15 protein-coding genes are annotated in these 14,758 nt (G+C 38.0%); 4 read left to right on the forward strand and 11 right to left on the reverse strand.

Going from position 1 to position 14,758, the window contains the following annotated elements:
• Positions 1–112 precede the first annotated feature (112 nt).
• From MS2017_RS05890 to MS2017_RS05895, 3 genes are all read right to left on the reverse strand, one after another.
• Entirely contained in the window at positions 113–793 is a 681-nt protein-coding gene (locus tag MS2017_RS05890) for a hypothetical protein (RefSeq protein WP_071565066.1), read from the reverse strand.
• A gap of 123 nt (positions 794–916) precedes the next feature.
• A complete protein-coding gene (locus tag MS2017_RS11260; RefSeq protein ID WP_139458944.1) occupies positions 917–1,123 on the reverse strand; it encodes a hypothetical protein in 207 nt (68 codons plus the stop codon).
• Between the two features lies 1 nt (position 1,124).
• Positions 1,125–2,711: an ABC-F family ATPase gene (locus MS2017_RS05895; RefSeq protein ID WP_122951575.1), complete on the reverse strand. Its 1,587-nt coding sequence runs from the start codon at positions 2,709–2,711 to the stop codon at positions 1,125–1,127.
• A 115-nt stretch (positions 2,712–2,826) separates the two neighbouring features.
• Between MS2017_RS05895 and MS2017_RS05900 the strand changes: the two genes are divergently transcribed.
• Positions 2,827–3,966, forward strand: coding sequence for an FtsW/RodA/SpoVE family cell cycle protein (locus MS2017_RS05900; protein WP_122951576.1), 1,140 nt, complete (start codon positions 2,827–2,829; stop codon positions 3,964–3,966).
• A complete protein-coding gene (gene murG / locus MS2017_RS05905) occupies positions 3,959–4,969 on the forward strand; it encodes an undecaprenyldiphospho-muramoylpentapeptide beta-N-acetylglucosaminyltransferase (RefSeq protein WP_122951577.1) in 1,011 nt (336 codons plus the stop codon). Before MS2017_RS05900 ends, murG begins: the two co-directional genes overlap by 8 nt.
• A gap of 3 nt (positions 4,970–4,972) precedes the next feature.
• On the opposite strand, the gene bioB is transcribed toward murG, so the two are convergent.
• From bioB to MS2017_RS05925, 6 genes are all read right to left on the reverse strand, one after another.
• Entirely contained in the window at positions 4,973–5,926 is a 954-nt protein-coding gene (bioB, locus tag MS2017_RS05910; protein WP_122951578.1) for a biotin synthase BioB, read from the reverse strand.
• A 101-nt stretch (positions 5,927–6,027) separates the two neighbouring features.
• On the reverse strand, positions 6,028–7,443 hold the full coding sequence (gene glnA / locus MS2017_RS05915; RefSeq protein WP_122951579.1) for a type I glutamate--ammonia ligase: 1,416 nt from the start codon (positions 7,441–7,443) through the stop codon (positions 6,028–6,030).
• A 607-nt stretch (positions 7,444–8,050) separates the two neighbouring features.
• Positions 8,051–8,572, reverse strand: a complete 522-nt coding sequence (locus MS2017_RS05920; RefSeq protein WP_071565061.1) for an Lcl C-terminal domain-containing protein — start codon at positions 8,570–8,572, stop codon at positions 8,051–8,053.
• A gap of 36 nt (positions 8,573–8,608) precedes the next feature.
• Positions 8,609–8,755, reverse strand: a complete 147-nt coding sequence (locus tag MS2017_RS11265) for a hypothetical protein (protein WP_164707628.1) — start codon at positions 8,753–8,755, stop codon at positions 8,609–8,611.
• Between the two features lie 21 nt (positions 8,756–8,776).
• Positions 8,777–9,034, reverse strand: coding sequence for a hypothetical protein (locus MS2017_RS11270; protein ID WP_139458940.1), 258 nt, complete (start codon positions 9,032–9,034; stop codon positions 8,777–8,779).
• Positions 9,035–9,066: 32 nt separating this feature from the next.
• On the reverse strand, positions 9,067–12,138 hold the full coding sequence (locus MS2017_RS05925; protein ID WP_122951580.1) for an Lcl domain-containing protein: 3,072 nt from the start codon (positions 12,136–12,138) through the stop codon (positions 9,067–9,069).
• Between the two features lie 383 nt (positions 12,139–12,521).
• On the opposite strand from MS2017_RS05925, the gene MS2017_RS05930 reads away from it, so the two are divergent.
• A complete protein-coding gene (locus tag MS2017_RS05930) occupies positions 12,522–12,734 on the forward strand; it encodes a hypothetical protein (protein ID WP_122951581.1) in 213 nt (70 codons plus the stop codon).
• Between the two features lie 49 nt (positions 12,735–12,783).
• The gene (locus MS2017_RS05935; RefSeq protein ID WP_277424506.1) at positions 12,784–13,308 is read left to right on the forward strand and encodes a transposase; all 525 of its coding nucleotides are present in this window, start codon (positions 12,784–12,786) and stop codon (positions 13,306–13,308) included.
• Positions 13,309–13,749: 441 nt separating this feature from the next.
• On the opposite strand, the gene MS2017_RS05945 is transcribed toward MS2017_RS05935, so the two are convergent.
• On the reverse strand, positions 13,750–14,271 hold the full coding sequence (locus MS2017_RS05945) for an Lcl C-terminal domain-containing protein (RefSeq protein WP_122951584.1): 522 nt from the start codon (positions 14,269–14,271) through the stop codon (positions 13,750–13,752).
• A 198-nt stretch (positions 14,272–14,469) separates the two neighbouring features.
• The gene (locus MS2017_RS11275; protein WP_164707629.1) at positions 14,470–14,730 is read right to left on the reverse strand and encodes a hypothetical protein; all 261 of its coding nucleotides are present in this window, start codon (positions 14,728–14,730) and stop codon (positions 14,470–14,472) included.
• Positions 14,731–14,758: the final 28 nt, after the last annotated feature.

Here is a 14,758-nt window from a genome sequence, read left to right on the forward strand (position 1 = left end):
CATCTTTATTTATTAAATCTTGATTTAATTTATTTGCTCTGATTTTTTTTGTTTAGTTTAATAGGTTTGAAATAAGAGAAATTAAATTATTGGGGTTTTATAATTGTCTGTGCTATCGATCGGCAACAGAGGTGGCGTAGGTAAAAGCGGTATTGGCAGTATTTGCTGTGCAAATTATTTTACTGCCGTCTTCTGTGCAAGTAATGGCAGTATTTGTAGTAACTTTTGCTTGTAAAGCTTCAACAATTGCTTTAATTGGAGTGCTGGCATTTACTTGTGTTACATAAGGAATGTTGTTTATTGTAATAGTGTATGTTTTAGCGGTATTGGCAGATGTTGGAGTGAAGATTGTTACTTGGGCTTTGGCAGATACGGCGTCTTTTCCTCCGCTAAGTGTTACCTCTGGTTCAGTGTTAATATTTACTGCTGAACTTCCTGGCGATGAACTAAAAAACTCTAAAGTATTAATGTAATTTGCCAAGTCAGCAGTACTGGATCTTGAATAAAAAAGACGCTGACCGCATGCTATATCTTGATAAGTGTTGTTAAAATGTTTTTGGTAGAATTTACAACCATTTGTTGCCGCTCCATGTATAGAAATATAGAGAATATTGCCGCTGGCACCTAAGCGTTTTTTTGCGGTAATAGTGAGTCCTAGAAGCTGAGCAGAGGCATTTACACGAGGCTGCTCAGGTACTGTTGGCGTGTTACTTATGTCAATTGTATTAGTTGCTAAGGCTTGGGTGGATAACAATAGCATCATGTTGACGATAAAACGATTAAATGTGTTCATAATAAAGCTCCTAGATAATTAGTGGTATTGATATAGAAAAATTTACAGCGCTTGGCAAACAGGTTACAACAAAAGTTTTAAATTATTTCATAAAAACAATGTTTATGTGGTTTTTTTTATTATTTATACCATTTTCAAAAATAAACTAAACAATATAGTACCTATAATCGCCCAAGTATTGGCAGTAAAAATATTATCAAACACCTTGACTTCTTCAAAAAATAACAAGTCAATACCACTAAGAGTTTTATATTTTACTTCGTCAAGGATAATTATATTATTACCAGTATCCATGGTTTCTTTCCCTCGGCAATTTACAATTACACTCATTTTATTTTTGTGTTTTCAAATAATCTTCATAATTACCCGCATAATAATTAGCACCTGATTCTGTTAATTCGACAATTTTAGTGGAGAGTGATGAGACAAATTCTCTGTCGTGGCTGACGAAAATTAGGGTACCTTCGTAGTTTTCTAGTGCTAGGTTAAGGGCTTCAATGGATTCCATATCAAGGTGGTTGGTGGGCTCGTCCATAACGAGGACATTAGGGTTTTGTAGCATTAATTTACCGAATAACATTCTGCCTTTTTCGCCACCAGATAGAGATTTAATGCTTTTATCGATGTCATTTTTACCGAATAACATTTTGCCTAGAACGGCGCGCATATCTTGGATTTCTTGGCTGGGTTTTTTGAATTGTGCCATCCAGTCTAGGACGCTCATATCTTCTTCGAAGTCGGCACTGTGGTCTTGTGCATAATAGCCGATATTGACATTTTCACTCCATTTAATCTTGCCTTTGTCGGCTTTTATTTCGCCAATCAGTGTGCGTAATAGTGTGGTTTTTCCGACACCGTTTTGCCCGATAATGGCAACGCGTTGGCCGACTTCAAAGATAAAGTTCATGTCTTTTAGGACGGACAAATCGCCAAAACTTTTGGACAGTCCTTCTACTTCGATAAGGTTTCGATGCAGGGTTTTGTCTTGTTTAAAATTGATATATGGACTGACTCTTGAGGAGGGGCGCATATCGTCTAAAACAATTTTATCAAGTTGTTTTAGGCGTGAAGTTGCTTGTTTGGACTTAGAGGCGTTGGCTGAAAAGCGAGAAACAAAGTGCTTGAGTTCTTTCATTTTTGCTTCTTTCTTGGCGTTATCGGTTTGCATTTTTTCTTGAATGGCAGTTGCTGCAATCATAAAGTCATCATAATTACCGGGGAAAGTTTTTAATGCGCCATAATCTAAATCTGACATATGTGTACAAACGCCGTTTAAAAAATGTCTATCGTGCGAAATAATAACCATTGTGGCTTTACGGGCTTTCAATATACCTTCTAGCCAGCGAATTGAATTAATATCCAAGTTGTTGGTTGGTTCGTCCAATAATAAAATCTCAGGGTCGGAGAATAAAGCTTGTGCCAACAATACACGAAGTTTCCAACCGGGGGCGATTTCGCTCATCAAGCCATAATGTTGGTCTTCGGGAATGTCTAAACCCAATAGCAATTCACTGGCAGAAGATTCTGCCATATAGCCATCCATTTCGGCAAATTCCATCTCTAATTCTGCCACCTTGGTGCCGTCTGCTTCGCTCATTTCTGGCAAGGCGTAAATACGGTCTCTTTCTTGCTTAATTTTCCATAATTCGCTATGCCCCATAATCACGGCATCGACCACACGAAAATCTTCAAACGCAAATTGATCTTGGTGCAAAATGCCCAATCGCTCACCATCGCTAACATGGACTGTGCCTTGCGTTGGCGTCAATTCGCCTGTTAAAATCTTCATAAAGGTTGACTTGCCACAACCATTTGCACCAATCAAGCCGTAACGGTTGCCGCCGGAAAATTTGATGGAAATATTTTCAAATAAAGGCTTTTCACCAAATTGCATCGTAATGTTAGCAGTAGAAATCATAAGTTTATTGTTGTTTTTTACAAAACGAACATTATCCCACAAGGATTATTAAAATCTTAACTAATCACTTTTGAATTTAAGGTATAAATAGCGGTCAAATTACTTGCTTACCTTTATGCTCTCAAAAATATTCAATAAAACTGCTCAATTGCCTGATAAAAACTTACTTGTTGCTATTTTGGCGCTGATAATCTTTGGCTGGATACTGTCATCTTCTGCCTCTATTGGGCATTTTGGTAATTATAGCAAAGCCATTAATCAGGCTATTTATATTGTACTTGGTATGTTTTTTGGTCTTTTGGTGCTTAAATCTCCTTTGTCTCTTTACAAAGAAAATCGTTATTGGCTTTTTTTGATTACCATTATATTGTTGGCAGTGGTTTTTTCCCCCATAGGCAAAACCATTAATGGCTCTACACGCTGGATTGATTTAGTTGCATTCAAATTGCAACCTTCTGAAATTTTAAAAATAGTTATTATTTTATTTGTTGCTGGTTTTTTGGTTGAGCAAGAAAAAGACTTAAGACGCCCTTGGATGGGGTTTATCAAAACTTTAGTCATTATTACTGTTCCGGGTGTATTGTTACTACTTGAATCTGATTTTGGTGCAACCATTATTGTTGTAGCAACTGTATTGGCAATGTTGCTTGCTTCTGGTGTTTATTTAAAGCAGTTGTTTATTTTTGGCGGGGTTGCCCTGCTATTCGTGGTTGGCCTCATTTCCCTCAACCCAAACCGAGTTGAGCGCTTTACTTCCTTTTGGAGAGATGACTTGTGGCTCAATCATTCTGACAAAGTGTGGCAAACCAAACAAGCACTCGTTGGCATTGCCAGAGGCGATTGGACTGGCGTGGGACTGGGTAATAGCATTCAAAAATACACCAAATTACCTGAGCCGCATACCGATATGATTTTTGCCATTATCGGTGAAGAGACTGGTATTATTGGCATGCTATTTGTTATCCTTACCTTTACTTATATTATGCTCAAAGGGTTTAAAATTGCCAAAGAGGCACTTAAAGATAACCGCAGATACAGTTCGTATGTTGGTTTTGGCATTTGCACTTGGTTGAGTATGCAATTTAGCGTTAATATCGCTATGAACCTTGGCTTGATTCCACCCAAAGGATTTACCTTGCCATTGGTTAGTTATGGCGGCTCAAGTATTATATTTGCACTCATTTCTATGGCGTTATTATTGAGGATCAATATGGAAAATAAAGCGGATTCAACCAAGCGAAAATATTATGTCTAAAACTATCTTAATAATGGCAGGTGGCACGGGCGGGCATATTTTTCCCGCTTTGGCAATTGCCAAAGCACTCAAATCCCACTCGGTTAATGTTGAGTGGCTTGGCTCAAAACACGGTATGGAAAATACACTGGTGCCCAAACACAATATTAAACTCCACAGCGTTAATGCCGTTGGATTGCGTGGCAAAAGTGCACTCACGCTGATTAAAGCCCCCTTCTCATTGTCGCTTGCTGTTTTACAAACCTTGCGTGTGTTTTTCAAAGTTAAACCTAGTGCAGTATTGGGCATGGGTGGCTTTGCCTCAGGCATTGGCGGCTTGGTTGCTTGGGTTTTGCGCATTCCCTTGATTATTCATGAACAAAACTCAATCCCCGGCACCACCAATAAAATGCTATCCAGAATTGCCACCCAAACTTTTCAAGCATTTGATGGTGCATTTGACAATGCTATCACCACTGGTAATCCTGTGTTATTTAAACCTAAAGAAAATCACAACAACCACAAAAAACTCAACTTATTGATTGTTGGTGGCAGTCTTGGATCTAAGCCTATCAATGATATTGTCAGTCAATTAAATATCGATATTGAAATTTGGCATCAAACGGGTAAACAACACTTAGACAATGTTAAAGCCCAATATGCAAACAAAAATGCAAAGATAACGGCATTTATTGATGATATGGCAGATGCTTACGCATGGGCAGATGTGGTTTTGTGTCGTGCTGGCGCAATGACAGTGTCGGAATTAATGCTTTCAGCCAAACCCAGTATTTTAATTCCCTTGCCTCATGCGATTGACAATCATCAATTTTATAATGCCAAAATTTTAGCCGATAACAACGCTGGTATTTTGATTGAACAAAAGGCATTAAGCATTGAATTGTTAACCTCAACACTAACAGCATTCAACACTGAAAAACTCAATGTCATGAGTAAAAATGCAAAAAAACTCGCCAAACCCAATGCGGCAAAAGTCATTGGCAGCTATTTATATCGCCTATAAGGCTTACACCAAAGATGCTTGGTTAATGCCCAATCTTTCAAACAGAATTTGGTCGGTATTGGTGTCTGGATTGTCTGTTGTCAATAATTGCTCGCCATAAAAAATAGAATTTGCACCTGCAAAAAAACACAGTGCTTGCATTGCTTCGCCCATTTCGGTGCGCCCTGCTGATAAACGCACCACTGATTTTGGCATCATAATGCGTGCCGCTGCAATGGTGCGAACAAATTCACTTTCCGTTGGTGGGGCAACTTTCTCAAATGGGGTACCAGGGATTGGCACCAAAAGATTGAGTGGCACACTATCTGGGTGTTGTGCTAAATTCGCCAACGAACGCAACATAGATGCTCTATCGGTTTGCCCTTCACCCAAACCCAAGATACCGCCACTGCATACATGAATATCGGCATTTTGCACAGACTCTAAAGTATCCAATCGGTCTTGAAAATTGCGTGTAGTAATCACATTTGAATAGTTTTCTTTTGAGGTATCAATATTATGATTGTAATAATCCAACCCCGCTTCTTTTAAAGTAAATGCTTGTGCTTGCGTCAACATTCCCAGAGTAACACAAGTTTCCATGCCCATAGCCTTCACACCTTGAATCATAGGAATGACTTTGTCCAAGCTTTTGTCAGTTGGATTGCGCCAAGCAGCACCCATACAAAAACGAGTCGCCCCTTTGTTTTTTGCTTCTTGTGCCTGTTCAAGCACTGTATCAACTTCCATTAACTTTTCCCGCTCTAACCCTGTGTCGTATTTAGAACTTTGCGAACAATACGAACAATCTTCTGGGCAAGCGCCCGTTTTAATGTTTAACAAAGAACTTACTTGAACTTGATTTGGATCAAAATTTTCTCTATGAATCGTGTGCGCTTGAAACAATAAATCATTAAAAGGCAGTGCAAATAAAGCCTCAACTTCTGTTAGTGTCCAATCATTTCTTAATTCTTTCATCAGTTATCTCATCGCAAATAATTTTTGCTATTTTACAGCCTTTTAGACACAAAAAAGCCGTGCAATTGCACGGCTTTTTTTAAGTTAAAACCTAGGTTGGCTTAACAACTATAATACATATCAAACTCAACAGGATGAGGAGAAGCGCGTAATGCGGTTACCTCTTTCATTTTTAGTCCAATAAATGAATCAATTACATTGTCAGTAAACACGCCGCCTTGCTTTAAAAACTCACGGTCTTTGTCAAGCGCTTCAAGTGCTTGGTCTAACGAACTACAAACCTTAGGAATAGCAGCTTTCTCTTTTTCGCTCAATTCATACAAGTCTTCATCACCCGGCTTTCCTGGTTCAATTTTATTTTTAATGCCATCAAGTCCTGCCATTAACATCGCTGAAAATGCAAGATACGGGTTAGCCGTTGCATCTGGGAAACGCACCTCAATACGACGACCTTTTGGACTAGATACAAAAGGAATACGAATAGCGGCAGAACGGTTTTTAGCCGAATATGCCAACATTTCTGGTGCTTCAAACCCTGGTACCAAACGCTTATAAGAGTTGGTAGAAGAGTTGGTAAAGGCGTTAAGCGCCTGAGCATGCTTGATAATACCGCCAATATAATAAAGCGCCATTTGACTTAACTTGCCGTATTCATCACCATCAAATAAGTTTTTACCATCTTTGAAAATTGACTGATGCACATGCATACCGTTGCCATTATCAACGGCAATTGGCTTAGGCATAAAAGTGGCAGTTTTGCCGTAAACATGTGCCACATTATGGATGCAGTATTTTAAGATTTGCGTCTCGTCTGCTTTTTTTACCAAAGTGTTAAACAAAGCACCAATTTCACATTGACCTGCTGTGCCTACTTCATGGTGATGCACTTCAGTGGTTACCCCCATTTCTTCAATGGCCAAACACATTTGTGAGCGTAAATCATGTAATGAATCTACAGGAGGAACTGGAAAGTAGCCACCTTTAATTCTAGGACGGTGCCCTTTGTTACCGCCTTCAAAATCAGAACCAGACTCCCAGTCTGCTTCTTCAGAATTAATTTCATAAAACGCCTTACCTAAGCCAAAACCTGTGTCCCATTTAACACTATCAAAGACAAAAAATTCTGGCTCATTGCCAAAATAAGCAGTGTCACCAATCCCTATTTCATTTAAATATTCTTCAGCGCGTTTAGCAATAGAACGAGGGTCTTTTTCATAACCCTTCATATCATTTGATTCAATAATATCGCAAGTAATGTTCAAAGTAGATTCATCGGTAAATGGATCCAAAACTGCCGTTGCTGTATCTGGTTTCATAATCATATCAGATTCATTAATTGGCTTCCAGCCAGCGATTGAAGAACCATCAAACATTTGCCCTTCTTCTAATTTCTCGCTGTCAATGGTGTGAGCTGGAACACTTACATGGTGTTCTTTGCCTATAGTATCAGTAAAACGAAAGTCAATAAATTTCACTTCGTTATCCTTTATCATCTTCATTACATCTTTTGCAGACATATTTTCTCCTATTTTTTTAAATAATTTTGATTACTAACAATCGTTGTTAAACTGTCTGCGCCGTTGCAAACAAAATTTTATTGTTATAAAAACAATCGCATTATTCTACCCTATTTTCCCCGTCAATAGAATAATCTCTTAGACTTTTTTAATGAGACCTTTATATAAAGTGATACCATTTTTAAAAATAAAATGAATAATATGGTGCTTACAATCGCCCAAGTATTAGCAGTAAAAATACCTGTAATACTTATTGATAGCATGGATATTTTTACTGCTAATACTTAGGATCAGGGTGAACGCTAGACTGTTTGGTTTATTTTTAAAAATGGTATCACCATCCAAAGCGCACACAACTGTCGTGGACGATAGCCGTGGCTACCTAGACCATGGATAAAATTCAGCCGAAACGAAGTGTGCTTGAGGTTATTGTCAGTGCTATACGAGGATGTCCAAAAATCGTTGATGGGGCGAAAACTTGCATTAGACAAAAGAGTCTACTACGGTGACTAATGTGGCTAACACTGCCAACTAAAATATCCCCAACTTGAAAACGAAGCATTCACTTGAGTGTTAAGACTGAACTACAACAAGGGAAAAATAAAAATTACTGCTCAGAACGCACTAAACGAACATGATGTTTAATAGTGCGTTTATCGGTAGCATTAGAATTATCAGAAAAATTCTGTATCCACGCATTACTAGAATTGCTGGAACTAAGTGAGGACGACCAAAAAAAGCCATCAGGTGCATTTGGAAATATAGTTGTATTAATACTGGGGTCATAACAATTATCAATTGCAAGTGACCTTAGTTCACTTATGTTTGGCAAGCGCCAATCTTTGTACCCTGCAAAACCCGAACCTGTATTTACGCTAAGTGGTACTTGCAATGCCTCTTGCCAAGTGTTTGTCGTAAGTGTGCCTGTGGCACAATCATTGCCATTAGCACTATGACTCAATCCTTCGGCACATTGTTTCCACATAAGCCCTGTGATTTTATCGGTGATGGTGCTATTGTGATTGGTATAGCGACTATCCTGCCAATTGTTAGGAATGTATCCTTGACAAATTTGAGCATTCGCCAAACTTACTAAAAAAGTTAATGTTAAAAAGAGAAGGGTTTTCATGATTTTTTCCTATTAATTAAAAAATTAAAAATATTGTTAAGACCTTTGCATAAAATATGGGTGATTAGCAAAATTCAATTTTTGCCCACTTGGTAATTTTCTTAAACCTTGTACTAGCAGGGCTAAGTCTGGGTTTAAAAAATTACCAAGTGGGTAAAATGAGGATTCTTGATGATTATTCATATTTATACAAAGGTCTCATTGTTAAATTAGATAAGGTTGATTGCTAATGTAACTTAGTGTGTGACTGGATACAAATAGTTGCCTGACTCGGCGTTGTTTGTAGCAATTATATACATAGCCTTTTATTTTTAACACCTCACTCAAATCACAGACTGTTTTTCTTGTTTTGCTGCCTAGTGTATATTTATGATACCTAAGGAAATGCTGTGCAGTATTCTCCATTTCTACAACTAGACGATTGATATTGAGATAAATGGGGAATCTGTTGTGATATTGCATTGGTTTGTATCGCCTGTTATAAAAAAAATAAATCACTGTCCGGAACGCACCAAACGAACATAACCTTTACTATTACGATTGTAGCCGTGATTAAAGCCAGCGCTAAATCGCAGTTGCCACGCAAGGTCGTGATTGTCAGCTTTAGGTGAAGACGACCAAACGCTTAATGTTGTAACTGTAGATGTGTTTGGAAAGTAATGGTTGTCAATTTTTGGGTTGACCATTCCCTGATGAACAATACTTCCCAACTCAACAATAGTCGGCACCTTCCAATTGGTAAACCCACAGTAACCATTGCCAGCATTCTTACTGTCCACTAAACTTGTCCAGTCATCATTATATGCGCCTCGCTTATTGGCATGGTTTCTGCCCAGTGCAGTTTTTCCACCCCAAGCATATAGAGTAGATTTGTTACTACCAGTTTTTACCTCCCAAACCAATCCTGTATGGTTGTCTTTCACACAAGACCATTTAGTGCCAGCACTTTCTGTGCCAGTGTCGCCTGTGTCGTCTGCTTCCCATGTTGCATTTTGAATACTTAACACATTGCCTGTACTACCAAGTTTGGTGAAATCAAACCCAGCCATGCCGCCACCCACTTTTGCTAAAGTGCCAGCGACTGCTTTGGCATCTCGTCCATGTGAGCAATCTTGTGCTGCTATTTTTTCGCCTGTGCAAGTGTCATTATTACCCGACTCATAATTCCCGCCCTGAGTTATACCTGTATCATTAAGCACCCCGATTAACGGGGTAGCTGTTACTTCGTTAGATTTGTCACTTTCAACGGCACCTTTAGTGGTTGTAACAACAAAATAATATTTAGTGCCATTGGTTAAATTGGTAATGAATTTACTGTTACTTGTGATATTTTGCAATAACGAGCCACCATTTAAAGAGGCATAGTTTGACAGATCGCTAATACCGTTAAAACTTTGCATTGCATAATATACTTGATATTTTGTCGCCCCACTAATTGCGTTCCAAGCCAAGAAAACGGCACCATTGCTTCTGGCTGATGTAAGATTTTCTGGCGTGATTGAATCAATGCTGATACTTATCGTGGCCGTACTATCACCTGCTGAGTTAGTGGCTTTAATGGTGTAAGTTGTGGCATCTTGAAGTACGGTTGGTGTACCAGAGATTTGACAACTGCCACCAACAAGGGTTATTGTTAAGCCACTTGGAAGACTGGGTTCGCTATTACAACTACTGGCAAGACCGCCTGTATTTATGAACGCAAAAACTTCAATACTGGCATTAAGGATTAAATGTTTGACTGATAAATTGGCAAGTACTGGTTTGCTTAAAATAGGAGTGGCACTTACCATGGCACTTAGAGCACTTTCAGCATCCCCTTTTACCGCTGTAACAACAAAATAATATTTTGTATCATTGGTTAAGTTGTTAACGGTTCTGCTAACACTAGATGCTTGCACTGACAAGGCACTACCTAGGTTAGATGCGCTAATTTCATTTTGGGCGTAATATATTTTATATCCTATTGCACCGCTAACTGCACTCCAAGTTAAGTCAACAGCGGCATCACCTTTGGTTGCTGTGAGATTTCTTGGCATGCCTAAACCAACACTGATGCTTATCGTAGCTGAACTATCACCGCTTGCATTAGTGGCTTGAATGGTGTAAGTTGTGGCATTTTGAAGTGCGGTTGGTGTGCCAGAGATTTGGCAACTGCCGTTAGTAAGCATTATTGACAAGCCATTTGGAAGGCTTGTGGCGCTACAACTACTAATAGCACCACCTGTATTATTGAACACAAAGGCTGTGATGTTATCATGAAGAATTAAATGTTTGGCTGACAAGCTGGTGATCGATGGCTTGCTTAAAACAGGAGTGGCACTTATTGCAGCACTTAGAGAACTTTCAACACCCTCTTTTACCGCTGTAACAACAAAATAATATTTTGTGCTATTGGTTAAGTTGTTAACGATTCCACTAGCATTGGATGCTTGCATTAACAAAGCACTGCCTAAGTTGGATGCACTAATTTCATTTTGGGCGTAATATATTTTATATCCTGTTGCACCACTAACTGCACTCCAAGCCAAGGCAATAGTACCATCTCCTATGGTGGCCACCAAGTTTTTTGGCGTATCCAAATCAACTCTAATACTTACTGTGGCTGTGCTATCGCCTTTTAAATTAGTGGCTTTAACAGTGTAAGTTATGGTGTCTTGTAGTGCAACTGGTGTGCCAGAGATCTCACAACTCCCTTCAGTTAGTGCTATTGTTAAGCCACTTGGAAGGTTGGGTTCAACACCACAATTACCGGCATCACCACCGATATTGTTAAATGTAAAAGTTGCAGCGCTACCACTAATCAAGTTTTTGGTTAATAAGTTAATAAGCAACGGGTTGCCAATCATATTTGTTTTAATTTTATCGGCATTAACATTTTTAAACTTACTCTCTAAAGCATTAAGTGCCATTATTAATTTTTCTACAGTCATCCGATCTAATGTCTTATCAGCTAAATCAACTTTGAATAAATCTATAACCTTGCTAAGACTATTGCTATCGCTTGCGCCCTGGCTTTCAAATTTTGAAAGCATTGCTAAAATCATTGCATAATTTCCAGCATCGTCATCGCCTACATCAATTTTATCAATATCCGTAGGGAGAATTAAGGTAATGCTTTTTCCTGACAAACCAAAAGCATTGGCAACTGTGTTGTTATGCGTATCAATAACCTTATTAAGGTCAGTATCAATTTGTACGGCAATTTCAGTTAATGGGGTGATGGCAAATTTTTCACCCTCGGTGAAATTAAGTGCTGCTCGCAACATTGGCGACTGTTTTTCATTGTTTGTCGCTTCATCGGTATAGTCTCCAGCAGAACATTCAATTAAAGCCTTGCCAGAATAACCAATATTACTAAATGCAACGACACCCTTTTTGCTAATCTTGGAGGTTAATTTATCACCTTTTGCACCTTCTAAAGTGATTTTATAAATAGAACAATTTGCATTATCAACAGGAGCGGCAGAGAGAAAACCGGAAGAAATGTTTGAAGATGATCCACCACTACCGCAAGAAAATAATAAACTGGTGAGAGTCATCAGTCCTAAAGTTTTTAAAAATCGCATAAGTATGTCTTGTTAAAAAATAGATGGTAAGTATTATAGACGAAAAGTCTTTGTTATTATGTTTTTCACTACAAATGAATAGAAATTCACCCCCCCTACTATAAGCTCTGTATCAGATATAAATATCAATTAAAGACCAACTTTCACTCATTTGTAAATTGTTATAAAGCCCATTTATAGCCCCACTAGATAGACTTTACTTTATAAAAATTCACAACCGAATAAAATTTGCCCTTTATTCAACATCCATGTCCAATTCAAGTCTTATAAGACCCCTGCATTAAACTAAAAACCAAAAAAAAATCACAAATCAACCCTCAAAACCTTATGCAAATATTAGCATTTATGATAAAATACTATAATTATCAAACACTTACAAAAAAATGCGAGTTAAAACCACTCAAGAACAAACCTTTGCTGATAGTTTTATCAACATACCAAACTCCCAACTAGACATCATTAACAAAGTTATCGATTGGGAAGTTATAGCCAAAGATCTGTCTCATATTAAAGTTGACTATTCTGCTGTTAGTCTGTTTAAAGCGCTATTAATAGGCACATGGCACAATCTGATGCACCTTAATTCAAAGCGCTAGACGCACTAAGAAGATTATTACAACACACAAAACTGGTGAGGTTTATAAGATTGATAGTAACCCAATTCAATATTCAGACGATAAAGATGCAAGATGGACATTTAAGGCGGGAAAATACACTTATGGATATTCATCAGTAGTAACAACTGATGCCAATGGATTAATTAACAAAGCCACTACGCACCCTGCTAATGATAGTGAAATGACTCATTTTGAAGAAAATGTTAAACAGGCAGGCAATCAAAAAGGCGTAAGCGTTTTATACGACAAAGGAGCAGCCTCTCAAGCTAATAGTGAAGCACTTAAAGCACAAAAGTTAAGAGATGGTATTATGCGCAAAAAACCCAAAGGCAAGCAAATGAGTCATTGGAATAAATTACGCAATAAAGCAATCAGCAAAAGAAGGTTTGTGGTTGAACGCACCTTTGGTACGCTCAAACGCACTTATGGTTTGGCAAGAAGTCGTTATATTGGTTTAGAGAAAGTTGCCAGCGAAGTTAATCTTAAAGCTATTGCTTATAATCTAGTTAGAGCGGCGAATGTTTATATTAACAAGGGATTAAATACAGCCTAGGGATTATTGTGTTTTTTTTGTGGAAAGAGTAAAAAAAGAGTAGAAAATGAGCGATTTATAGTTGATATTGATGATTTTTTTAATGAAAGTTGGATTTTATATGTTTTTTGACTTTGAAAAGTCAAAAATTGAGGGTTTTGGGTTTTGATGGTTGGTTTTGGGATGCTATGCAGGGATCTTAACTGTCGTGGACGATAGCCGTGGCTATCTAGGCCATGGATAAAATTCAGCCGAAACGAAGTGTGCTTGAGGTTATTGTCAGTGCTATACGAGGATGTCCAAAAATCGTTGATGGGCGTATAAGGTTGAAAACTTGCACTAGATAAAAGGTCTACTGTGGTGACTAATGTGGTTAACACCATCAACTAAAATACCCTCAACTTGGAAACAAAGCATTCGCTTTACTGTTAAGACTGAACTGCAACAAGAACAAAATAAAAATTACTGCTCGGAGCGCACTAAACGAACATGATGTTTGATAGTGCGTTTATTGGAAGCATTAGAACTATCAGCAAAATTCTGCATCCACGCATTACTAGAATTTTTGGAACTAAGTGAGGACGACCAAAAAAAGCTAGTAGGTGCATTTGGAAATATAGTTGTATTAATACTGGGGTCATAACAATTATCAGCTGCAAGTGACCTTAGTTCATTTACATTTGGCAAGCGCCAATCTTTGTACCCTGCAAAACCCGAGCCTGTATTTACGCTAAGTGGTACTTGCAATGCCTCTTGCCAAGTGTTTGTCGAAGGTACGCCTGTGGCACAATCATTGCCACCAGTACTATGACTTAACCCTTCGGCACATTGTTTCCACATAAGCCCTGTGATTTTATCGGTGATGGTGCTATTATGATTGGTATAGCGACTATCCTGCCAATTGTTAGGAATGTAGTCTTTACAAAATTGAGCATTCGCCAAACTTACTAAAAAAGTTAATGTTAAAAAGAGAGGGGTTTTCATGATTTTTTCCTATTAATTAAAAAATTAAAAATATTGTTAAGACCTTTGCATAAATTATGGATGAGTTAGTAAAATTCAATCTTTGCCCAATTGGTGTTTTCTTAAACCTTGTCCTAGCAGAGCTAAAGCTGGGTTTAAAAAATTACCAAGTGGGTAAAATGGGGATTCTTGATGATTATTCATATTTATACAAAGGTCTCATTGGTAAATTAGGTAAGGTCGATTGCTAATGTAACTTAGTGTGTGGCTGGATACAAACAATTGCCTGACTCGGCGTTGTTTGTAGCAATTATACACATAGCCTTTTATTTTTAACACCTCACTCAAATCACAGACTGTTTTTCTTGTTTTATCGCCTAGTGTATATTTACAATACCCAAGGAAATGCTGTGCATTCTCCATTTCTGCAACTAGACGATTGATATTAAGATAAATGGGAAATCTGTTGTGATATTGCATTGGTTTGTATTGCCTGTTATAAAAAAAA

Origin of the sequence: Bathymodiolus thermophilus thioautotrophic gill symbiont, from assembly GCF_003711265.1 — a bacterium.
Taxonomy (GTDB): domain Bacteria; phylum Pseudomonadota; class Gammaproteobacteria; order PS1; family Pseudothioglobaceae; genus Thiodubiliella.

Bases quoted from the DNA above. Each gene is read 5' to 3' on its own strand.
- MS2017_RS05890 (WP_071565066.1), bottom strand. From the start codon at position 793: ATGAACACATTTAATCGTTTTATCGTCAACATGATGCTATTGTTATCC.
- MS2017_RS11260 (WP_139458944.1), bottom strand. From the start codon at position 1,123: ATGAGTGTAATTGTAAATTGCCGAGGGAAAGAAACCATGGATACTGGT.
- MS2017_RS05895 (WP_122951575.1), bottom strand. From the start codon at position 2,711: ATGATTTCTACTGCTAACATTACGATGCAATTTGGTGAAAAGCCTTTA.
- MS2017_RS05900 (WP_122951576.1), top strand. From the start codon at position 2,827: ATGCTCTCAAAAATATTCAATAAAACTGCTCAATTGCCTGATAAAAAC.
- murG (WP_122951577.1), top strand. From the start codon at position 3,959: ATGTCTAAAACTATCTTAATAATGGCAGGTGGCACGGGCGGGCATATT.
- bioB (WP_122951578.1), bottom strand. From the start codon at position 5,926: ATGAAAGAATTAAGAAATGATTGGACACTAACAGAAGTTGAGGCTTTA.
- glnA (WP_122951579.1), bottom strand. From the start codon at position 7,443: ATGTCTGCAAAAGATGTAATGAAGATGATAAAGGATAACGAAGTGAAA.
- MS2017_RS05920 (WP_071565061.1), bottom strand. From the start codon at position 8,572: ATGAAAACCCTTCTCTTTTTAACATTAACTTTTTTAGTAAGTTTGGCG.
- MS2017_RS11265 (WP_164707628.1), bottom strand. From the start codon at position 8,755: ATGAATAATCATCAAGAATCCTCATTTTACCCACTTGGTAATTTTTTA.
- MS2017_RS11270 (WP_139458940.1), bottom strand. From the start codon at position 9,034: ATGCAATATCACAACAGATTCCCCATTTATCTCAATATCAATCGTCTA.
- MS2017_RS05925 (WP_122951580.1), bottom strand. From the start codon at position 12,138: ATGCGATTTTTAAAAACTTTAGGACTGATGACTCTCACCAGTTTATTA.
- MS2017_RS05930 (WP_122951581.1), top strand. From the start codon at position 12,522: ATGCGAGTTAAAACCACTCAAGAACAAACCTTTGCTGATAGTTTTATC.
- MS2017_RS05945 (WP_122951584.1), bottom strand. From the start codon at position 14,271: ATGAAAACCCCTCTCTTTTTAACATTAACTTTTTTAGTAAGTTTGGCG.
- MS2017_RS11275 (WP_164707629.1), bottom strand. From the start codon at position 14,730: ATGCAATATCACAACAGATTTCCCATTTATCTTAATATCAATCGTCTA.